This window comes from Streptomyces sp. NPDC016309 (genome assembly GCF_043077235.1).
GTDB lineage: Bacteria > Actinomycetota > Actinomycetes > Streptomycetales > Streptomycetaceae > Streptomyces.
The window spans coordinates 168,470-191,405 of the sequence record NZ_JBIBSG010000003.1; the positions used below are offsets into that span (position 1 = coordinate 168,470).

22 protein-coding genes are annotated in these 22,936 nt (G+C 73.7%); 8 read left to right on the plus strand and 14 right to left on the minus strand.

Going from position 1 to position 22,936, the window contains the following annotated elements; translation table 11 throughout:
• Window positions 1-34 precede the first annotated feature (34 nt).
• Window positions 35-1,108: a lactonase family protein gene (locus tag ACF068_RS08640; protein WP_392273432.1), complete on the plus strand. Its 1,074-nt coding sequence runs from the start codon at window positions 35-37 to the stop codon at window positions 1,106-1,108.
• Between the two features lie 147 nt (window positions 1,109-1,255).
• Here the strand turns inward: ACF068_RS08640 and ACF068_RS08645 are convergent, their stop codons facing one another.
• From ACF068_RS08645 to ACF068_RS08665, 5 genes are all read right to left on the minus strand, one after another.
• Window positions 1,256-2,176: a sirohydrochlorin chelatase gene (locus tag ACF068_RS08645; protein WP_392273433.1), complete on the minus strand. Its 921-nt coding sequence runs from the start codon at window positions 2,174-2,176 to the stop codon at window positions 1,256-1,258.
• Window positions 2,177-2,246: 70 nt separating this feature from the next.
• On the minus strand, window positions 2,247-3,341 hold the full coding sequence (locus ACF068_RS08650; RefSeq protein ID WP_392273434.1) for an N-acetylglucosamine kinase: 1,095 nt from the start codon (window positions 3,339-3,341) through the stop codon (window positions 2,247-2,249).
• Between the two features lie 19 nt (window positions 3,342-3,360).
• The gene (locus ACF068_RS08655; RefSeq protein WP_392273435.1) at window positions 3,361-4,038 is read right to left on the minus strand and encodes a uracil-DNA glycosylase; all 678 of its coding nucleotides are present in this window, start codon (window positions 4,036-4,038) and stop codon (window positions 3,361-3,363) included.
• 34 nt (window positions 4,039-4,072) lie between these two features.
• A complete protein-coding gene (locus ACF068_RS08660; RefSeq protein ID WP_392273436.1) occupies window positions 4,073-5,158 on the minus strand; it encodes a WD40/YVTN/BNR-like repeat-containing protein in 1,086 nt (361 codons plus the stop codon).
• Window positions 5,159-5,263: 105 nt separating this feature from the next.
• Complete coding sequence (locus ACF068_RS08665) at window positions 5,264-6,343, minus strand: NADH:flavin oxidoreductase/NADH oxidase (protein ID WP_392273437.1); 1,080 nt, start codon at window positions 6,341-6,343, stop codon at window positions 5,264-5,266.
• Window positions 6,344-6,462: 119 nt separating this feature from the next.
• On the opposite strand from ACF068_RS08665, the gene ACF068_RS08670 reads away from it, so the two are divergent.
• Entirely contained in the window at window positions 6,463-6,813 is a 351-nt protein-coding gene (locus ACF068_RS08670; protein WP_392273438.1) for an ArsR/SmtB family transcription factor, read from the plus strand.
• A gap of 85 nt (window positions 6,814-6,898) precedes the next feature.
• On the opposite strand, the gene ACF068_RS08675 is transcribed toward ACF068_RS08670, so the two are convergent.
• Together ACF068_RS08675 and ACF068_RS08680 are read right to left on the minus strand one after the other, a co-directional pair.
• Window positions 6,899-8,245: an FAD-dependent oxidoreductase gene (locus ACF068_RS08675; RefSeq protein WP_392273439.1), complete on the minus strand. Its 1,347-nt coding sequence runs from the start codon at window positions 8,243-8,245 to the stop codon at window positions 6,899-6,901.
• Window positions 8,246-8,486: 241 nt separating this feature from the next.
• Window positions 8,487-9,143, minus strand: a complete 657-nt coding sequence (locus ACF068_RS08680) for a DUF305 domain-containing protein (RefSeq protein WP_392273440.1) — start codon at window positions 9,141-9,143, stop codon at window positions 8,487-8,489.
• Window positions 9,144-9,302: 159 nt separating this feature from the next.
• On the opposite strand from ACF068_RS08680, the gene ACF068_RS08685 reads away from it, so the two are divergent.
• On the plus strand, window positions 9,303-10,820 hold the full coding sequence (locus ACF068_RS08685; protein WP_392273441.1) for an LVIVD repeat-containing protein: 1,518 nt from the start codon (window positions 9,303-9,305) through the stop codon (window positions 10,818-10,820).
• On the opposite strand, the gene ACF068_RS08690 is transcribed toward ACF068_RS08685, so the two are convergent.
• The 4 genes from ACF068_RS08690 to ACF068_RS08705 all read right to left on the minus strand — a co-directional run bounded on the left by ACF068_RS08690 (window position 10,793) and on the right by ACF068_RS08705 (window position 14,099).
• Entirely contained in the window at window positions 10,793-11,446 is a 654-nt protein-coding gene (locus tag ACF068_RS08690; RefSeq protein WP_392273442.1) for a TetR/AcrR family transcriptional regulator, read from the minus strand. The two genes, ACF068_RS08685 and ACF068_RS08690, sit on opposite strands and share 28 nt — an antisense overlap.
• A gap of 117 nt (window positions 11,447-11,563) precedes the next feature.
• Window positions 11,564-12,286 carry a phosphatase PAP2 family protein gene (locus ACF068_RS08695; RefSeq protein ID WP_392273443.1) on the minus strand — a complete coding sequence of 241 codons (723 nt, stop codon included), beginning with the start codon at window positions 12,284-12,286 and terminating at the stop codon, window positions 11,564-11,566.
• 145 nt (window positions 12,287-12,431) lie between these two features.
• Complete coding sequence (locus ACF068_RS08700) at window positions 12,432-13,367, minus strand: M56 family metallopeptidase (RefSeq protein ID WP_392273444.1); 936 nt, start codon at window positions 13,365-13,367, stop codon at window positions 12,432-12,434.
• Window positions 13,368-13,475: 108 nt separating this feature from the next.
• Window positions 13,476-14,099 (minus strand): DUF5134 domain-containing protein, encoded by a 624-nt coding sequence (locus tag ACF068_RS08705; RefSeq protein ID WP_392273445.1) that lies wholly within the window; start codon window positions 14,097-14,099, stop codon window positions 13,476-13,478.
• A gap of 163 nt (window positions 14,100-14,262) precedes the next feature.
• Between ACF068_RS08705 and ACF068_RS08710 the strand changes: the two genes are divergently transcribed.
• Window positions 14,263-14,826, plus strand: coding sequence for a GNAT family N-acetyltransferase (locus tag ACF068_RS08710; protein ID WP_392273446.1), 564 nt, complete (start codon window positions 14,263-14,265; stop codon window positions 14,824-14,826).
• A gap of 63 nt (window positions 14,827-14,889) precedes the next feature.
• Here ACF068_RS08710 and ACF068_RS08715 read toward each other — a convergent pair whose 3' ends face one another.
• The 3 genes from ACF068_RS08715 to ACF068_RS08725 form a co-directional block, all read right to left on the minus strand.
• Complete coding sequence (locus tag ACF068_RS08715) at window positions 14,890-17,676, minus strand: ATP-dependent Clp protease ATP-binding subunit (protein ID WP_392273447.1); 2,787 nt, start codon at window positions 17,674-17,676, stop codon at window positions 14,890-14,892.
• Between the two features lie 135 nt (window positions 17,677-17,811).
• Window positions 17,812-18,495 (minus strand): glycerophosphodiester phosphodiesterase, encoded by a 684-nt coding sequence (locus ACF068_RS08720; protein ID WP_392273448.1) that lies wholly within the window; start codon window positions 18,493-18,495, stop codon window positions 17,812-17,814.
• Between the two features lie 66 nt (window positions 18,496-18,561).
• On the minus strand, window positions 18,562-18,687 hold the full coding sequence (locus tag ACF068_RS08725; RefSeq protein ID WP_392273449.1) for a hypothetical protein: 126 nt from the start codon (window positions 18,685-18,687) through the stop codon (window positions 18,562-18,564).
• A gap of 319 nt (window positions 18,688-19,006) precedes the next feature.
• Here ACF068_RS08725 and ACF068_RS08730 point away from each other — a divergent pair, with 319 nt between their 5' ends.
• The 4 genes from ACF068_RS08730 (at window position 19,007) to ACF068_RS08745 (ending at window position 22,932) form a co-directional block, all read left to right on the plus strand.
• The gene (locus tag ACF068_RS08730; RefSeq protein ID WP_392273450.1) at window positions 19,007-20,404 is read left to right on the plus strand and encodes a DUF6421 family protein; all 1,398 of its coding nucleotides are present in this window, start codon (window positions 19,007-19,009) and stop codon (window positions 20,402-20,404) included.
• A gap of 26 nt (window positions 20,405-20,430) precedes the next feature.
• Window positions 20,431-21,195: an SDR family NAD(P)-dependent oxidoreductase gene (locus ACF068_RS08735; RefSeq protein WP_392273854.1), complete on the plus strand. Its 765-nt coding sequence runs from the start codon at window positions 20,431-20,433 to the stop codon at window positions 21,193-21,195.
• The gene (locus ACF068_RS08740; RefSeq protein WP_392273451.1) at window positions 21,192-22,271 is read left to right on the plus strand and encodes a threonine aldolase family protein; all 1,080 of its coding nucleotides are present in this window, start codon (window positions 21,192-21,194) and stop codon (window positions 22,269-22,271) included. The genes ACF068_RS08735 and ACF068_RS08740 overlap by 4 nt, the downstream gene beginning before the upstream one ends.
• Window positions 22,272-22,341: 70 nt before the next feature.
• Window positions 22,342-22,932: a transglutaminase family protein gene (locus ACF068_RS08745; RefSeq protein ID WP_392273452.1), complete on the plus strand. Its 591-nt coding sequence runs from the start codon at window positions 22,342-22,344 to the stop codon at window positions 22,930-22,932.
• The last annotated feature ends 4 nt before the right edge of the window (window positions 22,933-22,936 follow it).

Sequence of the window (22,936 nt, forward strand, 5' to 3'; positions counted from 1 at the left end):
GAGGTCGGCGGGCTGGGCGGAGAGGGGCATCGCGGTGGCGGACGAGGCGTGGCGGGGCGGAGGGCCGGGCGGGCGGAACGGGGGGCGGGCCTACATCGGGTCGTTCACCTCGGCCGGCGGGCGCGGGATCGTCGCCGCCACCGTGGACTCCCGGACGGGCGCGCCGGTCGTCACGGGCGCGTCGGACGAGGTCGTGGACCCGTCCTTCCTGGCCGTGGCGCCCGGCGGCGACGTGCTGTACGCGGTCAGCGAGACCGAGGAGGGCGCCCTCGCGGCCTTCGACGTCACCGGGCCGGCCCCGCGGCTGCTCGGCGCCCCGGTGCCGGTGGGCGGGCAGCACCCGACCCATCTGGCGCTCGCCGGCGGACGCGCCTTCACCGCCAACTACGGTTCCGGCAGCGTCAGCGCCCTCTTTCTGGCGCCGGACGCCACGCCACGCCCCGCCGCCCAGGTGCTGACGCACCGGGGCTCGGGCCCGCACCCGCAGCGGCAGACCGGCCCGCACGCCCACCAGGTGGTGCCCGCGCCGGGCGGGGGCTGGGTCCTCGGCGTGGACCTCGGCACCGACTCCGTACGCGTCCACGCCCTCGACCCCGCCACGGGCCGGCTCGTCCCGCACGGCGAGACCGCGCTCGGCCCGGGCACCGGTCCGCGCCACCTCGCCTTCCACCCGTCCGGCAGCCACGTCTACGTACTGGCCGAACTGGCCCCCGTGATCGCCGCCTGCCGCTGGGACGCCGCCACCGGCGCCCTGGAGCCCGTGGGCCGCCCGGCCGCCCTGCCCACGCGGGCGGACGCCGTCACGTACCCCTCAGGGATCGTCGCCTCGCCCGACGGCCGGTTCCTGTGGGCGGCGCTGCGCGGGGACGACACGGTCGCCGTCCTGGAACTGGACGGCACCCGGGAGCGGCCGCGGCCCGTCACCACCGTGCCGTGCGGGGGCCACTGGCCCCGTGCCCTCGCCCTGGACCCCTCGGGGCGGCGCCTGTACGTGGCCAACGAGCGCTCCGGCGACGTCACCTGGTTCGACCTCGACCCCACGACCGGCGTGCCGAGCCGGGTGGGCTCGATCGAGGTGCCGGCGGCGTCCTGTGTGGTCTTCACCTGAGAAACGGGGCCCGGGCCCTACCGGAGCCGAGGCCCGGGGCCCGGGGACGGGCGGGTGCCGCCGTCCGGGCGGCGCGAAGGGCCCGTGCCGGACGTCTCCGGTACGGGCCCTCGATGTCGGCGGGCCGGCGGGCGGGCCGGCGGACCGTCAGCGGACCGGGGTCCCCTGCGGCTGCGGTGCGATGCCCAGCGCCGTCGTGTACTGCGACAGCACGAGCTTGCCGACCGCCGGGTAGGCGCCCAGTGCCTGGGCCACCGGGCAGTCCGCCGCCTTCATGGCCTCCTCCAGCAGCCCCTCGCCCAGCTCCGGGCCGATCAGGTACGGCGCGAGCGCGAGCTGGAGCGAACCGGAGCCGCGCAGCTGCTGCGCCACCGCCGCCACCGAGCCCTCCTGGTCCAGCGCCGCCGCCATCACCGGGACCGCGAGCCGGGCGGCCAGCAGCATGCCGGTGATCCCGGCCGCCTGCACGGCCTCCTCACCGCCGACCGTCGCCAGCACGATGCCGTCCGCCGCCGTGGCGACCGTGAACAGCCGCGCCCGGTCGGCGCGGGCGAGGCCCGCCTCGGACAGGCGCACGTGCAGCGCCTCCGCGAGCAGCGGGTGCGGTCCGAGGACGTCGGTCAGCTCGGCGGCCGCGCCGCTGTCCGCGACGGCCTGCCGTATGCGGTCCGTCAGCGTCCGGTCGGGACCCGCCAGCAGCGGGACGACCACGGCGGCCGGGCCCTGGGGCTCGGCGACCTCGCGGCCGGCGGCCCTGGCCAGCTCGTACCGCTCGACACGCAGCTCCGCGGCCCGCCCCAGGACCGCCGACAGCAGGGGGTACTCCACCCCGTCGCCGTCCAGGAAACCGATCGCGGCCTCCAGGCCGGGCAGCTCGGAACGAGCGATGCTCACGACCTCTTCGGCCAGACCGCGGACGGCGGCGGAAGGGGTGCCGGGAACGGCGAGGACGAGCGCGGGCGCGCCCTCGGGGGCCGCCACGGGTTCAGGGCGACGGTGCCGCCCGGACTGTCGGGGTCGCGGCATTCGTACAGGCAGGCCGGAAGCGGGCCCAGTGGGGGAGCTCATGGCGCCGCATGCTACTGGCTTTACCTGCTTCGACGCTTGGGGAGGGGGCGGTCAGGCGCCCTCTGTCCAGCTATGTCCGAGTCGTCGGTCCGGGGGTGATTGTCTCCAGCATGCCCGGCTCGCGCGGCAGTCGGAGCGTGCCCGTCGCGAGGGCCCCCGCGACGGCGAGCGCGCCGTCGAGCGGGTCCCCGGCGGCGGGTACCCGGCGGGCGTGCGGGAGCTGGGCGGCCAGTTCGGCACGCAACGGTACGAGGAGGGGGTCGCCCATCCCGAACAGTCCGCCCGTCAGCGCGACTTCACCTCCTCCGCCGCCGGGCCCGCCACCGCTCGCACCGCCGTGGCCCCTCGTGTCCCCGGCGCCGCCCGTCCCGTCGTCCCCGTCCGTCCCGCCGTTCCCTTCGCGCGGGCAGACGGCGGCCGCGGCCTCCGCGATGTGCCGGGCGGCCCGCGCCAGGATGCCGGCGGACACCGGGTCCCCCTCGGCGGCGCACCTGCCGACCTCGGGCGCGAACGACGCGAGCACGGCGGGCCGGTCGGTCCGCGGGTAGAGCCGGCCGGGGAGAGTCGCCGGGGGGCCGAACACCGCCTCCAGGCGCGCCAGGAGCGCGGTGGAGCCACCGCGCCGTCCGTCATGGGCGCGCAGGGCGGCCTCCAGGCCGGCACGGCCGATCCAGGCCCCGCCGCCGCAGTCGCCCAGCAGATGCCCCCAGCCGTCCGCGCGGCGCCAGCGGGACAGGTCCGTACCGACCGCGATGAGACCGGTGCCCGCGGCGACCACCGCCCCGGGCCGTTGTCCGAGCGCACCCGCGTACGCGGTCACGGCGTCGGCGGCCAGGGCCAGCCGGCGCACCCCGAGGGAATGGCGCAGCGCTTCCGGCAGGGTGGCGCGCACCGCGTCCCCGAGCGTCGCCATCCCGGCCGCCCCGACCGCGACCGCGGCGAGCCGGCCGGCCCCGGCCCGCTCCAGCAGCGCCTCGGCCGCCGGCACGAGCCGCTCCAGCAGGTGAGCCGCGTCGATCCCGTCCGGGCCGACGGGCACCGGGTCGCCGGAGGTGACGCCGCCGGCGACCCGGCCCCCGCCGGACGCGCCCGGGGCCGTCCCGAGCGCGATCCGCAGTCCGGAGCCGCCCGAGTCGACGCCGAGCACCCAGGTCCCGGTGCTCATCCGGCCGTCGCGGGGACCGTCACGGCAGCCGCCAGTCGACCGGCCGCGATCCCTGGCCGACCAGCAGTTCGTTCGTCCGGCTGAACGGCCGGGAGCCGAAGAAGCCCCGGTCCGCCGACATGGGCGAGGGGTGGGCCGACTCGATGGCCGGGAGGTCGCCGAGCAGCGGACGGAGGTTGCGGGCGTCGCGTCCCCACAGCACGGACACCAGGGGCTTGCCCCGGGCCACGAGCGCCTTGATGGCCTGTTCGGTCACTTCCTCCCAGCCCTTGCCCCGGTGGGCGGCCGGTTTGCGGGGAGCCGTGGTGAGCGCCCGGTTGAGCAGCAGCACCCCCTGGCGCGTCCAGGGCGTCAGGTCGCCGTTCGACGGCCTGGGCAGGCCCAGGTCGGAGTGCAGCTCCCGGAAGATGTTCTCCAGGCTGCCCGGCAACGGCCGCACCTCGGGCGCGACGGAGAAGCTGAGCCCCACCGCGTGCCCGGGCGTCGGGTACGGGTCCTGTCCGACGATCAGCACCCGGACCTCGTGGAACGGCTGCTGGAACGCCCGCAGCACGTTCGGCCCGGACGGGAGGTAGGTGCGTCCGGCGGCGATCTCCGTACGGAGGAAGTCACCCATTCCGGCGATGCGTTCGGCCACCGGCGCGAGGGCCTCGGCCCACCCCGGCTCGACGATTTCTTTCAACGGTCGTGCTGCCACGGCCGTCACTCTACTGGCGCAGCGGGCGGGCGCCTCACCCGACGACCACCGCCCGCACGCAGAGCACGTCCGGCAGGTGGGAGGCCAACAGCCGCCAGCTCTCGCCCTCGTCGGCGCTGGCGTACACCTCGCCGTTGCGGTTGCCGAAGTAGACGCCGGCCGGATCCGCGTCGTCCGTGCACATCGCGTCGCGCAGCACCGTCCCGTAGTGGTCGCCGTCCGGCAGGCCGTCCGACAGGGCCTCCCAGCTCCCGCCCGCGTCACTCGTACGGTAGACCCGGCACCGCCGCTCCGCCGGGACCCGGTCGGAGTCGGCCGTGATCGGGAAGACGTACGCCACGTCGGCGCGGTGCGGGTGCGCGGCCGCCGCGAAGCCGAAGTCGGAGGGCAGCCCCGCGCCGATGTCGGTCCAGGTGCCGCCCGCGTCGTCGCTGCGGTACACCCCCCAGTGGTTCTGGAGGTAGAGCCGGTCCGGGTCGCCCGCGTCCTGGGCGATCTTGTGCACGCACTGGCCGAACGCGGGGTGGGGGTCCGGCAGGAAGACCGCCGACACCCCCTGGTTCGACGGTGACCAGCTCGCGCCGCCGTCCCGGGTGCGGAACACCCCGGCCGTGGAGACCGCGACCGTCACCGCGTCCGGGTCCCGGGGGTCCGTGACGACCGTGTGCAGTCCCTCGCCACCGCCGCCCGGGACCCACCGGGACCGCGTCGGGTGCTCCCACAGCGGCCGGACCAGCTCGAAGCTCTCCCCGCCGTCCTCGGAGCGGAACAGCGCGGCCGGCTCCGTGCCCGCGTACACCACGCCGGGCGCCGCGGGCCCGGCCGGGTGGAGCTGCCAGACCCGCTCCAGCGAAGCCCCGGTGTCCTTGGGGAACTTGACGGCGGGCCGCACCGGCTCCGTCCATGTGGCGCCCAGGTCGTCGGAGTGGAACACCGACGGACCCCAGTGGGAGCTGTCCCCGCCGACCAGCACCCGCGGGGTGGCCCCGCGCATGTCGATACCGACCGCGTACACGGCCTGCGCGTTGAAGTGAGGGCCCTGGAACTCCCACCGGCCGCCGCGCCTGCGGCCGGTGAACAGCCCCTTGCGGGTGCCTACGGTCAGTAGTACGTCGGTCATCGCCGACACCTCCTGGACGCCTTTGTCGCGGATACGGGCCAGTGTGCACCCGCCCACTGACACCGGCGCCCGGAGGCGGCGTCCGCCCTGGTCGGGGCGGGCGCGTCAGACCGAGCGGTGGTACTGGTCCGGCACGTGCGCGTCACCGCCGAACTCCCGCGCCGCGTGCCGCGCCCAGGACGGGTTGCGCAGCAGCTCGCGGCCCAGCAGCACCGCGTCCGCCTCGCCGTTCGCGACGATCTTCTCGGCCTGCTCGGCCTCCGTGATCAGCCCCACGGCGGCGACCGGCAGCCCCGTCTCCTCCTTCACCCGCGCCGCGAACGGCACCTGGTAGCCGGGGCCGACGGGGATGCGGACGCGCGGCGCGTTGCCGCCGGTCGACACGTCGAGCAGGTCGACGCCGTGCTCCTTGAGCAGCGCGGCGAAACGGACGGTGTCATCGGCGGTCCAGCCCGCCTCCTCCAGCCAGTCGGTGGCGGAGATCCGGAAGAACAGGGGCAGTTCCTCGGGCCACACCTCCCGCACCGCGTCGACGACGCCCAGGGCGAAGCGCGTGCGGTTCTCGAAGGAGCCGCCGTAGGCGTCGGTGCGGTGGTTGCTGTGCGGGGAGAGGAACTCGCCGATCAGGTAGCCGTGCGCGCCATGGATCTCGAGCACCTGGAAGCCCGCGTCCAGCGCGCGCCGGGCGGCCGCCGCGAACTCGCCGGTGATCTCCTGGATCCGTTCCGGCGTCAGCTCGCCGGGGACGGGGTGGCCCTCGTCGAACGGCACCGCGCTGGGGGCGACCGGCTGCCAGCCGTGCGCCTGGGGGCCGACGGGGGCGCCGCCCTTCCAGGGCCGGTCGGTGGAGGCCTTGCGCCCGGCGTGGCCGATCTGAATGCCGGGCACGGTGCCCTGGCCCTTGAGGAAGCCCGTGATCCGGCGCAGCGCCTCGACCTGTGTGTCGTTCCAGATGCCGAGGTCGTACGGGCTGATGCGGCCCTCGGGCGCCACCGCGGTCGCTTCCAGCAGGATCAGGCCGGTGCCGCCGGCGGCGCGGGCCGCGTAGTGGGCGAAGTGCCAGTCGTTCGCCACGCCCGCGTCCGGCCCCGTGGCCTCGGCACTGTACTGGCACATCGGTGCCATCCAGACGCGGTTGGGGATGGTCAGCGACCGCAGGGTGCGGGGCTCGAACAGTGCGCTCACGGCGGACTCCAGTCAGGGCGGGGCCGGTTACGGTTCGTACGATAACCATCGTAGTACGTCACCTGTCAAACTACGAGGCTCCTCGTACAATGGGGGGAACCGACCGACCTGGAGCCGCCGTGACCACCGCGACCAGCCCGCGCGCACTCGCGCACCCCGCGCGCGACGAGATCCGCCTCGAAGGCGTGCTCCACGCGCTGTCCGACCCCATGCGGCTGCGCGTCGTCCGCGAACTGGCGGCGTCCGGTACGGAGGTGGCGTGCTCGTACATCGAGCTGCCGGTCACCAAGTCGACCACCACGCACCACTTCCGCGTCCTCCGCGAAAGCGGCGTCATCCGCCAGACCTATCGCGGCACGGCCAAGATGAACGCCCTGCGCCGGACCGACCTGGAGGCCCTCTTCCCGGGCCTGCTGGACACCGTCCTGGCCGCGGCCGAGGGCCAGGAGGCGCGGCTGGCCGGCGCCTGACCCCCCCCGTACCCCGTCCGCCCTGACGGCCCGGGCCGCCAGGGCCGTCCGAACCGCCTGGACGCACCGGTCCGTCCGGACCGGATCAGTCCTGCCCGGCGGCCGCCAGCAGCCCGCTCCAGTCGGGGATCTTGACCGAGCCGCGGCCCAGGGTGTGGCCGAGTGCCGACTCCGCCTCCTCGATCGACAGCCAGCCCGGCCACTCCACCGGCCGGTGGCCCCAGGTGCGCAGCGTGGCGAGGGGGTCCTCCGCCACCGCCCGCCGGGCCAGTGCCGGGGCGTCCGCCAGCAGCGAGCCGGCCGTCTCCTTCGCGCACGGCCGGTTGGTGCCGATCACCCCGGTCGGGCCGCGCTTGATCCATCCCGCCACGTACTCGCCCTGGGACGGCCTCCCGTCCCGCAGCACCCGCCCCGCCGCGTGCGGGACCGTCCCGCGCGCCGCGTCGAACGGCAAGCCCTCCAGCGGCACCCCCCGGTAGCCGACCGCCCGCAGGACGAGCTGCCCCTCGACGTCCTCGTACGCCCCCGTCCCGCGCACCCCGCCCGCACCGTCCGGGACCGTGCGCTCGAAACGCACCCCGGCCGCCCGGCCGTCGCGCTCCAGCACCTCCACCGGCCGCAGGAAGAAGCGCACGCGGATCACCCGCTCCCGGGGGTCCCGGCCGGTTGCCCCCGCCCAGGCGCGGACCACCTCCACGTTGCGCCGGTTGACCGCCGGGAGCCCCGCCGGATCGGTGTACGCCGGGTCCAGGGCCAGGTCCGACGGCTCGACCTCCACCCGCGCTCGCGGCATCGCGCCCAGCTCCCGCAGCTCCTTGGTGGTGAACTTGGCCTGGGACGGGCCCCGCCGGCCCACCATGTGCACCTCCCGCACCCGGCTCGCGGCCAGTGCGCCCAACGCGGTCTCGGGTACGTCGGTGGGATGCAGCTCCTCGGGGCCGCGGGCCAGGATCCTGGCCACGTCGACGGCCACGTTGCCGACACCGATCACCACCGCGGACCGGGCGCCGAGGACGAACCCGCCGGCGACCGCGTCCGGGTGGGCGCTGTACCAGGAGACGAACTCGGTGGCCGAGTAGCTGCCGGGCAGGTCCTCGCCGGGCACGTCCAGCCGCCGGTCGCGCGCCGCGCCCACGCAGTAGACGACCGCGTGGTAGAGCTCCAGCAGCCGCTCGGGCGTCAGCCCGCGCGCCCCGACCTCGACGTTGCCGACGAATCCGATCCGCTCGTGCTCCAGGACCGTGCGGAGGTTGTTCTGCAAGGACTTGATCTTCTCGTGGTCCGGTGCCACTCCGTAGCGCACCAGCCCGTACGGGCACGGCAGCCGGTCCAGGACGTGGACGCGTACACCCGGTACCGCGGTCTGCTCGACGAGGGACTGCGCGGTGTAGACCCCGCTGGGCCCGGAACCGACGACGGCGACACGAAGCACGGGTGCGCTCCTTCCCGCAGGGACTCCCAGGATCGCACCGCGGCGCCCGGGGCGGGAGTGGGCGGGCGCGGCGTGCGCCGACCGTGGCACGCGTGCGCGTGCCACGACGGACGGGGAGGATCCGATGTTTATAGTGCCGGATATGCAGGATCATGCATTTTCCGCTGTAAATGATGATCTTAACGTCCGCCCGCCCCGCTCGCCATCGCCCGGGCCCCGGGGCCCCCGGCGGGTCGCCGCGTCACATCGCGCGCATGCGGTCGACCTCGGCGGTCTGCTGGGCGATCACGTCGTTGGCCATCTCCTCCACCTGGACGGCGTTCCCCTGCGCCAGCACCTCGGCGGCCATGGTGACCGCCCCCTGGTGGTGCGTGATCATCAGCTCCAGGAACAGCTCGTCGAAGGCGCGGCCGCGCGCCTGGCGCAACCGGGTCAATTGGGCCTCGGTGGCCATACCGGGCATCGTGCCGTGGTCGTGGCCCGAGTGGGGCCTGGGCCCACCGTTGTTTTTCAGCCACCCCCGCATCGCGCCGATCTCCGGCTCCTGCGCCGCCGCGATCCGCGCGGCCACCTGCTTCACCTGGGTCGACGCCGCCTGCTTCGCCGCGAGGGCGGTCATCTCCAGGGCCTGGCCATGGTGGACGATCATCATCTGCGCATAGGCGAAATCCGCCGCATTGGGCGTGTCCGGCGGAACGGCCGCACGGGCCTGCTCCGGCGACAGGGTCCGCGCGGGCTCACCCGGGCCGCCGGGAGCCACCACCACCGGGCCGCCGCCCCCGCCCGCCGCCTTGGGCTGCGGTTCGGCACCGCCCCCCGGGGGCCCGGCCTCGCAGCCGGCCAGGGAGAGGACGGCGGTGAGGGCGACCGCCGCCACGACGCTTGAGCTGCGCTTCAACACGAAACCTCCAGTGCACGGGTGATGCCGGGACCGCCGCTGCGCTCGGACTCCTCGATTAAGTCTGTGTTGGACCTGTTGAGATGTACATGTAGAGGCCGATACTGCCGGAGTCCGTCACCCGATCGGATACGAACGGACACAAGGGAGGACGACGCAGTGACCTCGTTGCGCACCACTCATGTGCGACGCAGACGACTGGGCGTGGCCACCGCCGCGGCCGGACTTCTCGCCACACTCCTGACGGCCGGCCCCGCCGCCGCCATCCCCGACCCCGGGGACGCACCCGCCCCGCCGGGCACCGTCTCCTCGCAACAGCGGGACGAAGCCCGGACCGCCATCGCCTCCGGTGAGGTGCCCGGGGTGGACGAGACCGTCCACAGCGCCAACATCACCCACCTCGCCAACGTCCCGCGCGAGGCGTTCACCGGCGTCAACTCGGATCTGGCCTTCCAGGGCCGCTACGCCTTCGCCGGCAACTACGACGGCTTCCGCATCTTCGACATCAGCGATCCCACCGCTCCGGAGACGGTCGCCCAGGTCCTGTGCCCGGGCTCCCAGAACGACGTGTCCGTCTCCGGCAACCTCCTGTTCCTCTCCACCGACTCCTCGCGCAGCGACAACTCCTGCACCAGCACCACGCAGCCCGCCACCGAGAAGTCCTCCTGGGAGGGCATCAAGGTCTTCGACATCAGCGACAAGCGCAACCCCCGGTACGTCGCCGCCGTCGAGACCGCCTGCGGCTCCCACACCCACACCCTGGTGCCGGACGGCCGGAACGTCTACGTCTACGTCTCCTCGTACTCGCCCAACGCCGCCTTCCCCGACTGCCGGCCGCCCCACGACGGCATCTCGGTCATCAAGGTGCCGCGCAAGGCCCCCGAGAGGGCCGCGATCGTGAACTTCCCCGTCCTCTTCCCGGGCGAGGGCCCCGACGGCGGCGGCAACCCGGGCGCGCCCACCAACCCCGGCGTCTCCAAGACCACCGGCTGCCACGACATCACGGTGCTGCCCTCCAAGGACCTGGCGGCCGGCGCCTGCATGGGCGACGGCATCCTGTTCTCCATCGAGGACCCGGAGAACCCCCAGGTCATCGACCGGGTGCAGGACAACGTCAACTTCGCCTTCTGGCACTCCGCCACCTTCAACCAGAAGGCCGACAAGGTCGTCTTCACCGACGAGCTGGGCGGCGGGGTCGGTGCCACCTGCAACGAGCGCACCGGACCCACCCGGGGCGCCGACGGCATCTACGACATCGTCGGCAAGGGCGACAAGCGCAAGCTGGTCTTCCGCAGCTACTTCAAGATCGACCGCCACCAGGCGGACACCGAGAACTGCGTCGCACACAACGGCTCGCTGATCCCGGTCAAGGGCAAGGACATCATGGTCCAGGCCTGGTACCAGGGCGGCGTCTCGGTGTGGGACTTCACCGACTCCACCAGGCCCAAGGAGATCGCCTACTTCGAGCGCGGCCCGCTCAGCACCGACAAGCTGGTGACCGGCGGCTCCTGGTCGGCGTACTACTACAACGGCCACATCTACTCGAACGACATGGTCAAGGGCTTCGACGTCCTCCGGCTCGACGACCGTCGCACCGACCCGGCGAAGCGGCTGCGGATGCACCGGCTCAACGTGCAGACGCAGCCCGATTACTTCGACGACTTCGACGACGACTGACCGCCGCTCCCACCCGTGCCGCCGGACGGACCACCGTCCGGCGGCACGCCCAGCTCCCAGTCCAGCCCGTACCGCTGGAACAGCTCGGCGCGCAGCCGCGCCGGCGCCATGGGCGCCCCCGGCAGCAGCACCGCGAAGACCGCGCCCATCAGCAGCGCCCGCAGCAGCGGATAGTCGGCGTCCACGTCCCGGGAGCCGTACCGGTCCACCGTGTCCCGCAGCAGGGACGCCAGCCGCTGCTGCTCCGGGCCCTGGACGAACCCCTCCGCCTGGAGGATCCCCGCCATGTGCGTACGCATCAGCAGCGGCTGCTCCATCGCCAGGCCCAGGATCGCGTCGATGGCCCGCGCCAGCCGCTCCCGCCCGTCCTCGCTGCGGGGCTCGCGCTCCAGCGCCGCCTCCAGGGTCAGGTGCATCAGCCGGTGCACCGCGGACTGGAGCAACTGCCGCTTGCCCGGGAAGTAGTACGACACCAGCCCGCGCGCCGAACCCGCCCGGTCGGCGATGTCCGCCAGCGTCGTCGCCTCGTACCCCCGCTCGGCGACCAGCTCCACCGTCGCCTGGAGCAGCCGCTCCCGCGAACGCCGTCGCAGCTCTTCATTGACCGATGCGCTGCGCGGGGACATGCTTAACTCCTGCGTTGACTGGCTCACAGCCAATATACTCGGGGCAAGGCCGGCCGGACCGGGCGACGCGGGGGATCGCCTGGTCCCGTCGGCCTGCACCGACGTGTGGGGGCGGGGTCAGGCCACGTAGCCGCCCCGCCGCTCGGCGCCCTTCCCGTCCCGCCCGTCCCGTCCCGCCGCTCCGCGCGCGGCCGTCCGCTCGTACGTCAGGATCGCGACGGCCACCAGACACGTCCCCAGCAGCCAGCCGCCCAGGACGTCCGACGCCCAGTGCACCCCCAGGTAGAGCCGCGACAGACCCACCCCCACGACCGACACCAGGCCGACGAGCAGCACCACGGCCCGCACGCGCCGGCCCGCGCCGGAACGCGACAGCAGCCACAGCAGCAGCCCACAGGTCACCGCCGCCGTCATCGCGTGCCCGGACGGGAACGCCGAGAAGTGCGCCGAGTCCACCGGATCGGGCCACTGCGGCCGCTCGCGGCCCACCGCCGCCTTCAGCACCTGCTGCACGGCGGAGCCCAGCACGCTCACCGACGCGGCCCACACCGCCAGCAGCCGCTCCCCGTGCCGCCACAGCCACACCACCCCTACGGCCACCAGCACCCGCATGGCCCACGGATCCCACACCCAGTCACTGAGGATCCGGTTGGCCTGCGTGAGCGCCGGACTGCGCACCGCCGAATCGTGCATTCCCTCCGCCACCGCACGGTCCAGGGTGATCAAGGGCCCCCACTCGGCCGCGACGAACGCCAGCAGGACGGCCGAGAGCGCCCCTGACCACAGGGCGACGGCCGAGGCGGAAGGGGAGCGGGTGCGGGAACGGGTGGGGGAGTGCATGGGGTGATCCTCCCCGGCCTTCCCCGGACTATCCCCGTGCGCCCGCCGACCCGGCGCGTCGCGGCACGGCCGGGCGACCACTCACCGCCGCGCCTTCAGCGCCCGGCGACCACTCACCGCCGCGCCCTCAGCGCCCGGCGACCGCTCACCCCAGCGCCTTCAGCGCCGGGACCAACGCCACCAGCAGCGGCACCGCCGGGACGAACGCGGCGGCCGCCGTCAGCCGCAGGCGCCGCCCGGCGGTGAGGCGGGGCGCGGCGGCCAGCAGGCGGTTCACCCGGTGCGGAAGCTGGGCGTCCGGGGCCGGGCACGGCCCGAACACCCCCCGGTCCTCGTTCAGTTCCACCAGCGCCAGCGCGATCGTCAGCCGCCCGTACCGCCGCGACGCCACGTCGTCCGCCGCCAGCTCCACGAGCCGGTGCATCTCGTTCCGGAACGCCGCGAACACCGGAACCCGCGGGAACCCGGTGGCCAGCGCCGTGGAGCAGTGCAGCAGCCAGTGGTGGCGCGCCCGCGCGTGCCCCTGCTCATGGGCGAGGACCGCGTCCAACTGGTGTCCTTTCAAGCGGCGCAGCGCGGCCGTGGTGACGACCAGCCGAGGCGCCGATCCGGGCAGCCACCAGGTGTCCGGCCGCTCGCCCTCCAGCAGCACCAGCGCGTCGGCGCCAGGCTCCTCGCCCGGCAACAGCGGGGAGCGTACGAGGAGTTCGGCGCGCCGTCGCCGGTGCCGCGCCCGGGCCCTGCGCACCTCCCGGGTGAGCATCGCCCCGGTCCACAGCCCGCCGCACGCCAGCAGCACCGCGAGCACGGCCGACCAGGGCCCGTCCGCGCCCAGCTCGTACGCCTCGACCACCGCGCGCGGGGCGGGCGCGAACACGTGCCCCCGTACCGCCTGCCAGGCGGTCGCCGCGCTGAACGTCATCGACAGCGCGAAGCACAGCAACACCGCCGCCACCACGCACTGCCACACCCACAGCGCCACGACCGGCTCGCGCTCCGGCCAGTCGACCCGCGCCAGCAGACGCGGAGCCGCCACGGCGGTGAGAAGGCCGAGCCCGAGCAGCGCGAGGGAGACCAGCATGGACTCACCATAGGAGCGGGGCACTACTCATCGGTATGACCTTGCGCGGCAAGTGACGCACACCACGGAATCCGCAGCACCGGTCACGGTTCGCGCACCCCGCCCCCGTCATACCGCCGCCAGCATGGCCAGCATGGCCAGCATCGCCAGGCCCATGGCGACCCGGCACGCCGGCGCCGTCTCCGGCCCGGACCACCGCCCGCCGGGCACGGTCCCCGCCGTCCCCGTCCCCGCCGTCCCCGTCCCCGCCGTCCCCGTGGTCCCGGCCGGCGCGGGCACCAGCCGCAGGCCCGACCGCAGCACGTACACCGCGTAATAGACGAGCAACGCCCCCGTCACCAGCGGCACCCCGCCCCCCGCCCCGGCCCCGGCGGCGCCGCCGTGCGCCGTGTGCGGGCCCGTCCCTCCCCCGGTCATCGCCAGCGCCATGTACACCATGGCCAGCGAGCCCACCAGATGGTGCAGATGGTGGCCGGCACCGCCGCGGACCGACCACAGCGCCCGCAGCGCCGCGGCCCCGAACACCACCGCGTACCCGGTCCACACCCACTGCGGCGGCCCCGCCGCCGAGGCCGGCACCGCCATCGCGGCCATCCCCACGCCCATCACCGCCTCGTCCACGGCCGCCCGGCGCCCGGCGCCCGTACAGCTCCTCGTCCGCGCCAGGCAGACGGCGCCGGTCCACAGGCACAGCGCCACCAGCAGCCAGCCGGGCATCGCGGGTCCGTGCACGACGTACCTCCCCCTCGCGGGACGACGGCTGCTGGGACGATGCCCGGCCCGGGCGGGGTGCACGCGAGCGCAGGGGCGTACCGGGGGAGCGTGAACACGGCGCGTTACGCTGCACGGCGGGACCGCACGGACACGAGGGCCCGGACAGCTTCGAGGGAGAGCCATGGACACCGCACTGCCCCAGGACGCGGACGCACTGACCTACCGCGACGCCACCGAGGCCGACGTGCCCGCGCTCGTCGAACTGGTCGAGTCGGCCTACCGGGGCGACTCCAGCCGGGCCGGCTGGACCACCGAGGCGGACATCCTCGACGGGCAGCGCACCGACCCCGAGGGCGTCCGCGAGGTCATCGCCACGCCCGGTTCGCGGCTGCTGATCGCCGAGCGGGAGGGCACCCTGGTCGCCTGCTGCCAGCTCGAACACCGGGGGGACGCCGCCTACTTCGGGATGTTCGCCGTCCGCCCCGGCCTCCAGGGCGGCGGCCTGGGCCGGCGCGTCATCGCCGAGGCGGAGCGGCTCGCCGCCGCCGGGTGGGGCGTGCGCGAGATGCACATGACGGTGATCTCGGTCCGGGACGAGCTGATCGCCTGGTACGAGCGGCGCGGCTACCGCCGCACCGGGCGGACGACCCCGTTCCCGTACGGCGACGAGCGCTTCGGCCTCCCGCTCCGCGACGACCTGGAGTTCGAGCTCCTGGTGAAGGACCTCGTACCGCCGCGCGCCTGAGGGACACCGCGGGCCGGGCGGGACTTCGCCGACACGACCCGGGACCGGGGGGCCGCCCGCCGCTCACACGTCCCGCGCCGCGGTCCCCGGCAGACCGGGCTCGCCCGGCTCGCCCGGTCCTCCTGATCCGCCGCGTCCCTCCGGTCCGCCGGGAGGGGCGGCCCGGTCGCTCCGGGTCGACCCCGGCGGACGGTCCATCGACCCCGGCTTGCCCAGCGAACCGGTGTCGACCGGCTCCCGCCCGGCCGGTTCCCCGCCAGGCGGGCGCCCCGTGTCACCCGGCGCCCCCGGCCGGTCCGTGGCGAACGCCAGCCGGCCGTCGCCGACCGTCACCCGCACCCGCGAGTCCGCCGGGAGCCGGCCGTCCAGCAGCAGCCGGGACAGCCGGTTGTCGACCTCCCGCTGGATGGTGCGCCGCAGCGGACGGGCCCCGTACTCGGGCTGGTGGCCGCGGCGGGCGATCCAGTCGACGGCCTCCGGGGCGAACTCGACCGTGACGTCCTGCGCGCGCAGCCGGCGCCGGGTCTCCTCCAGCAGCAGGTCGGTGATCCGGTGGAGCTGCTCCTCGTCGAGCCGCCGGAACAGGACGATGTCGTCGATGCGGTTGAGGAACTCGGGGCGGAAGTGCTCCCGCAGCGGCCGCAGCGCCCGCTCCCGCATCGCCTCGTCCTCCGCGCCGGACTCCGCCGAGCCGAAACCGAGCACGCCCCGGCCGGTGCCGATGGCCTCCGAACCGAGGTTGCTGGTCATCACGACGACCGTGTTCTTGAAGTCCACCGTGCGGCCCTGCGAATCGGTCAGCCGCCCGTCGTCCAGCACCTGGAGCAGGATGTTGAAGACGTCCGGGTGGGCCTTCTCCACCTCGTCCAGCAGCAGCAGCGAGTACGGGTGGCGGCGCACCGCCTCGGTGAGCTGCCCGGCCTCCTCGTGCCCCACGTACCCGGGCGGCGCGCCGACCAGCCGGCTGACGGTGTGCCGCTCCTGGAACTCGCTCATGTCCAGGCGCACCATCCGCTCCTCGCTGCCGAACAGCGCGTCCGCCAGCGCCCGCGCCAGCTCCGTCTTGCCCACCCCGGTCGGGCCGAGGAAGAGGAAGCTGCCGATCGGGCGCCGCGGGTCGGCCAGGCCGGCGCGCGAGCGCAGTACCGCCTCGGACACCGCGGTGACGGCCTCGTCCTGGCCGATCACCCGCTGCCGCAGGTGCTCCTCCAGTCCCAGGAGGCGGTCCTTCTCCTCCTGGGTGAGGCTGCTGACCGGGATGCCGGTCTGCCTGCTGACGACCTCCGCGACGTCCTCCGCCGTGACCTCCACGACCCGTCCGTCCCCGGCCGGCCGGGCCCCGCGCCCCGCCTTGATCCGTTCACCGATCTCCTGGATGCGGTCGCGCAGCTCCGTCGCCCGCTCGTACTGCTCGGCCGCCACTGCCTGGTCCTTGTCCCGGGCCAGCTGCTCCGCCTGGCGCTCCAGCGCCCGGACGTCGGTGTCGGTGTGGGTGCGCAGCCGCACCCGGGCGCCCGCCTGGTCGATCAGGTCGATGGCCTTGTCGGGCAGGAAGCGTTCGGTCAGGTACCGGTCGGACAGCTCGACGGCGGCGCTCAGCGCCCCCTCGGTGTAGCGGACCTGGTGGTGGGCCTCGTAGCGGTCCTGGAGGCCGCGCAGGATCTCCAGCGCGTCCTCGGGGGCCGGCTCGGGCACCAGGATGGGCTGGAACCTGCGGGCGAGCGCCGCGTCCTTCTCGATGTAGCGGCGGTACTCCTCCATGGTGGTCGCGCCGATGACGTGCAGTTCGCCCCGGGCGAGCGCGGGCTTGAGCATGTTGCCCGCGTCCATGGGCCCGCTGTCGCCGCCCCCGCTGCCGGCTCCGGCGCCGACGACGGTGTGCAGTTCGTCGATGAAGACGACGAGTTCCTCGGAGTGGGAGCGGATCTCCTCGATGATGTTGTTCAGCCGCTCCTCGAAGTCGCCGCGGTAGCGGGTGCCGGCGACCACGCCCGACAGGTCGAGCGCCACGAGGCGCCGGTCGCGCAGCGTGTCCGGTACGTCGTGCTCGGCGATCCGCTGGGCCAGTCCCTCCACGATCGCCGTCTTGCCGACTCCGGCGTCGCCGATCAGCACGGGGTTGTTCTTGCCGCGCCGGGACAGCACCTCGACGGTCTGCTCGATCTCCGTGTCCCGGCCGATCACCGGGTCGATGCGGCCCGCCCGGGCCATGTCGGTCAGGTCGCGGCCGTACTTGTCCAGCGTGGGCGTGCCGCGCTGGGGCGCCGGCCGCTGGTCGGTGTCGCCCACCCAGGGGCCCGGGCCGCCGCGCCCGGGGCCGGAGCCCTGGACGGCGCCCGGGTCGAACTTGGCCGCGTTCAGTATCCGCCCCGCCGCCGAATCCGGGTTGGAGGCGAGCGCCGCGAGCACGTGCTCGGGGCCGATGTACGAGGCGCCCGTGTGCCGCGCCAGGTCGTGGGCGTCGAGCAGCGCCCGCTTGACGGCGGGCGTCACGGCGATCCGGGACTGCGGGGGCCCCTCGCCGGCGGTCCGGTCGATCTCCTCGGCCAGGGCGTCCGGATCGGCGCCCGCGCGGGCGATCAGGTCCCGGGTCGGCTCGGTGGCGAGGGCGGCCCGCAGCAGGTGCTCGGTCTCCAGATCGGTACTGCCGTGCTCGGCCGCGTAGGAGGCCGCGTCACCCACCATCCGGCGCGCGGGTTCGCTCATCAGACGGCCGATGTCGATGTACCGGGGGATGGGCCGCCCGCCGGCGGCCGGGGACGATCCGGACCCGCCCCCGAAGAAACGGGCCAGGAACTCGCTGAACGGGTCGGAGCCGTAACCCTCCGGACCCATGAAACCGCTGCTCATATGCGTCCGTTCCGGTGTCCGGTGTGGCCGGGACACGCTGTACGAGAAGACCTGTCGGATCCAGGTCGCGGGTTCCCGAGCGCATTCCGGTTACACCTGTGACGGGTGGTACGCACAGCGGCTCCGTGCCGCCGCTCAGGCGATGAAGCGGCCGGTACGCCGGATCTCGGGGTGGTCGGTCGTCGCGCCGTCCAGTTCGAGCGCGCGGACCAGCCGGAGGTGCTGTGGGGTGTTCACCACCCAGGCGATCACCCGCAGTCCCCCCGCGCGGGCCCGCTCCGTGGTCTCCAGCGTGAGGCGGCGGACGTTCAGCGCGAACGTGGCGGCGCCCACGGCCCGCGCCCGCGCCACGATGTCGTCGCCCCAGTGGCTCGCGATCAGCACCGTCCGTACGCCCGGCACCAGCCGCGCGATCTCGGCGACCGCCTCGTCGTGGAACGACGAGACCTCCACCCGCCCGGCCAGGTCGCGCCGCCGCATCACCTCGGCCAGCGCCCGGGCGGCGGCCACGTCCTTGATCTCCGCCTGGAGCGGCGTCCGAACGGCGTCCAGGACCTCCTCGAACACCGGGATCCGCTCGCCCAGCCCCGCGTCGAGCTCCCGCAGCTCGGCGAGGGTCTTCTCGGCGATGCGCCCGCTGCCGTCGGTCGTCCGGTCCACCTCGGCGTCGTGCATGACGACGAGCGCGCCGTCCTTGCTCAGGTGCAGGTCCAGTTCGATGGCGTCCATGCCCGCGTGCTCCGCGCGGACGAAGGACCGCAGGGTGTTCTCCGGTTCGACACCCATGACTCCGCGATGACCGATGGTGAGGAAACTCAAGATCTTCTCGCTTCCGTCGACGGCGGTTGCCGCGCGGTGCCGTGCCACCCGCGGCACCGTCGCAGCCTAACGATCCGCGGCCGGGACGGAACCCGTCCCGCGCGAGGAGGCGGAGTGTTCCACCCCGGGCGCGGCGACGCCCAGCAGGAAACCGGTCAGGACGGCGGCGGCCAGGACGGCGCGGAGACTCATGGCACGGGACTTCCGGCAGGGGACGGGACCCCACCGTCCTACCGGCGGCGCCCGGCGTGCCGCCATCCGCTTCACCCGTGCGTGGGCGTGTCGCGGGGGTGCTCCGGCGGGGTGCGGGCGAGGCATGCCGACGACCGGTGCGGGTACCCCGTACGGCCGTTGACAATCCGTGGATGACGCTGCTTCCCCCATGCCGGACAGGAAAAACAGCGGCCTGAGTGGGGGGTGGACAGGATATTTTCTTCCTGCTCCCCTTGTGGCGGAGAACCACCCATGGATACGGTGCTCTGACGCGAGGTTCTCCCGTGGAGGAAGTGTGATGACGGAAATTCTTGTGCAGGATGTTGCCGGCGGGGACGTGACCGCCGACGCCAGGGTGATCGAGCACCCGGCCTGGCCCGAGCTCAAGAATGCCGTGGAAGAGATCCGCCCCTGGCAGTCGGCGGACGGTTCCATCGACTTCACGGCCGAGGGCGCCCCCTCCCGTGCCCTCGTCGACACCACCCTCGACCGGGTCGTCTCGGCGGTCGAGCAGCTCTCCCCGCTGCTCCCGCACGACACCGCGTACCACCGCGCGCTCGTCGCCGACCTGCGCAAGTGGGCCGACAGCGGCTTCGCGGTGCCGGACTTCCTGGACTCGCTGCTGGCCTTCCAGCCGGCCGCCAACCGCATGGACGGCCTCCAGCACCTGGTGCTGTTCCCCATGTACACCCAGAACGGCAACCCGGACCGCAACCTCGAAGCGGTCGTGCTGCGCATGGTCTGGCCGGAGTGGCTCGCCGAGCTGGAGGCCACCCGCTACGACAACCCGCTGTTCTGCGGCATCACCTTCGAGGACTTCACCTCCGGGTACGACACCAACTCGGCCGTACTCTTCCCCGAGACCATCGCCGTGCGCGAGGCCCCCGAGCGCTTCAGCTGGGGCGGCATCTTCTGCGACCGCGAGGCCGCCCGCTTCCGCCGCGTCACCGAGGCGGCCGTGGACATCCTCGGTCTGGAACTGCCCGAGGACATCCGCGAGATGCTCGGCGACCAGGAGCGCTGCGAGAAGGCCTTCGTGCTCTGGGACATGGTCCACGACCGCACCCACAGCCACGGCGACCTGCCGTTCGATCCCTTCATGATCAAGCAGCGCCAGCCGTTCTGGATGTACGGCCTGGAGGAGCTGCGCTGCGACCTCACCGCCTTCAAGGAGGCCGTGAAGCTCGACGCCGAGGGCAACCCCCACGGCCGTGACGTCCAGTACGCCGTGCTGTTCGACCGGATGTTCCGCTTCCCGGTCACCGGCGACCGCAACCGGAACTACGACGGCCTCGGCGGCCAGCTCCTCTTCGCGTACCTGCACAAGCACGACGTGCTGCGCTGGACCGACAACACGCTGAAGATCGACTGGGAGCGCGCCCCGCTGGTCACCAACCAGCTCTGCGACGAGATCGAGCGGCTCTACCGCGACGGCATCGACCGCCCGAAGCTGGTCCACTGGTTCGCCGCGTACGACCTGGTCTCCGACTACCTCGCCCCGCACCCCGGCTCCCGCTGGGCCAAGGGCCCCGACGCGCTCGACCTCAGCCTGCCGCCGCGCAAGCTCGTCGACGACGTGCTTCCGGACGAGTTTCCGCTGAGCATGTTCTATGAGGCCCTCTCCAAGAAGCTGAAGAACGTGATCGCCTCCACCAAGGGCATCACCGCCGAGAAGGCCGAGAGGGTCGCCGCGTGAGCTCTCGTACGGAGGAGACGACGACCATGAACGGCAAGGGCAACGGAAACGGCGGCCCGCTCGAGGGTGCCGTCATCGCGGTGGCCGGAGCGGCGGGCGCGGCCGGCCGGGCCGCTCTGCTGCGGCTCGCGGAGGCCGGCGCGACCGTGGTCGCCTCCGACGCGGACCCGGCCCGGCTCGCCGAGGCGGTCGACGCCGCCCGGTACGCGCACGGCGGGGCGACCGTCGTCGGAGACACCGTCGACCTGCTCGACCTGGGCGCGACCCGGGAGTGGGCCGACAAGACCGAGAAGGAGTTCGGCCGGGTGGACGGCCTGGTCCACCTGGTCGGCGGCTGGCGCGGCAGCGCCACCTTCGCCGCCACGGACCTGGCCGACTGGGCCCTGCTGGAGAAGCTGCTGATCCGCACCGTCCAGCACACCTCCCTCGCCTTCCACGACGGGCTGCTGCGCAGCGACCGCGGCCGCTACGTGCTGGTGAGCGCCTCCGGCGCCAGCAAGCCCACCGCCGGGAACGCCGCCTACGCCGCGTCCAAGGCGGCGGCCGAGGCCTGGACGCTCGCGCTCGGCGACGCCTTCCGCAAGGCGGGCGGCGAGGACGGCCCGAAGGCCGCGGCTACGATCCTGATCGTGAAGGCTCTGGTGCACGACGCCATGCGCGCCGAGCGCCCGAACGCCAAGTTCGCGGGCTTCACGGACGTCACGGATCTGGCCGACGAGATCGCCGCCGTCTGGGAGAAGCCCGCCCGGGAAGTGAATGGACAGCGCCTGTGGCTGACCCCCAAGCCGTGACCCCCCAGACCGCCAGGACGGACGCGAAGCGTCGCCACGACCCGGCGGTGCGGGGCTTCGCCAGTGACAACTACGCGGGCGTCCACCCCGAGATCCTCGCGGCCATCGCCCTCGCCAACGGAGGCCACCAGGTCTCCTACGGCGAGGACGTGTACACCGACCACCTCCAGCGGCTGATGCACAGCCACTTCGGGCCGACGGCCGAGGCGTACCCGGTGTTCAACGGCACCGGCGCCAACGTCACCGCCCTCCAGGCGCTCACCGACCGCTGGGGCGCGGTCATATGCGCCGAGTCCGCGCACATCAACGTGGACGAGGGCGGCGCGCCCGAGCGCATGGCCGGGCTGAAGCTGCTGACGGTCCCGACGCCGGACGGCAAGCTGACGCCCGAGCTCATCGACCGGCAGGCGTTCGGCTGGGACGACGAGCACCGCGCCATGCCCCAGGTCGTCTCGATCACCCAGAACACCGAGCTGGGCACCCTCTACACGGTGGACGAGATCCGGGCGATCGTGGAGCACGCCCACGGTCTGGGCATGAAGGTGCACCTCGACGGCGCCCGGATAGCCAACGCGGCCGCCTCGCTGGACGTGCCGATGCGGGCGTTCACCAACGCGGTCGGGGTCGACGTGCTGTCCTTCGGCGGCACCAAGAACGGCATGCTCGGGGGCGAGTGCGTGGTCGTGCTCAACCCGGACGCGGTCAGCCACATGAAGCACCTGCGCAAGATGTCGATGCAGCTCGCCTCCAAGATGCGCTTCATCTCGGTGCAGTTCGAGGCGCTGCTCGCCAAGGACCTGTGGCTGCGCAACGCCCGGCACGCCAACGCGATGGCGCAGCGCCTGGCGGAGGGCGTGCGCGCGGTCGACGGGGTGGAGATCCTCTACCCGGTGCAGGCGAACGCCGTGTTCGCACGGCTTCCGCACGCGGTGACCCGGCGCCTCCAGGAGCGGTTCCGCTTCTACTTTTGGGACGAAGCGGCCGGCGACGTGCGCTGGATGTGCTCCTTCGACACCACGGAGGACGACGTCGACGCGTTCCTGCTGGCGCTGAAGGAAGAGATGGCGCACGGCTAGAAGTGAATAACTATGCGGCCGACCGGAAAGTGATTGACTCCGGTCGGCCGTCTGCCTATGGTCGGGCAGCATGGAGCTCATCCAGCAGGTGCCCCGACTCTCCGCATACGTAGCGGCGGACGACGTCATCGACCATGAGCACCCGCGGGTGCGGGCGGTGGTGAAGCGCCTCGCCGTCGATCATCCGGACGCATACTCATACGCGGAGGCCGCCTTCGCGTTCGTCCGCGACACCATTCCCCACTCGCAGGACACCGACGACCCGCGCGTCACCTGGCGCGCCTCCGACGTGCTGGAGCGGCGCACCGGGATCTGCTACGCCAAGTGCCATGCCCTGGCAGCTCTGCTGCGTGCCCGGTCCATCCCTACGGCCCTGTGTTACCAGGGCTTCGAGGCCCTGCACGGTCTGGTCGCGGTGCGGCTCCCCGGCGGGGCGGGCTGGGTGCGCCAGGATCCGCGGGGCGGCGGGCCGGGTGCGGCCGCCCGGTTCCGGGCCGACCGGGAGCAGGTCGCCTTCACCGTACGACCCGAGTTCAATGAAGTGGACTATCCGGTGCTGTATGCTGAACCGCATCCGGTCGTCCTGGACGCCTTGAAGGCCGCCCGCGACCGGCGCCACCTGGACGGCACGCTGCCCACGCACCTGCCACCCACCCGCTGACCCG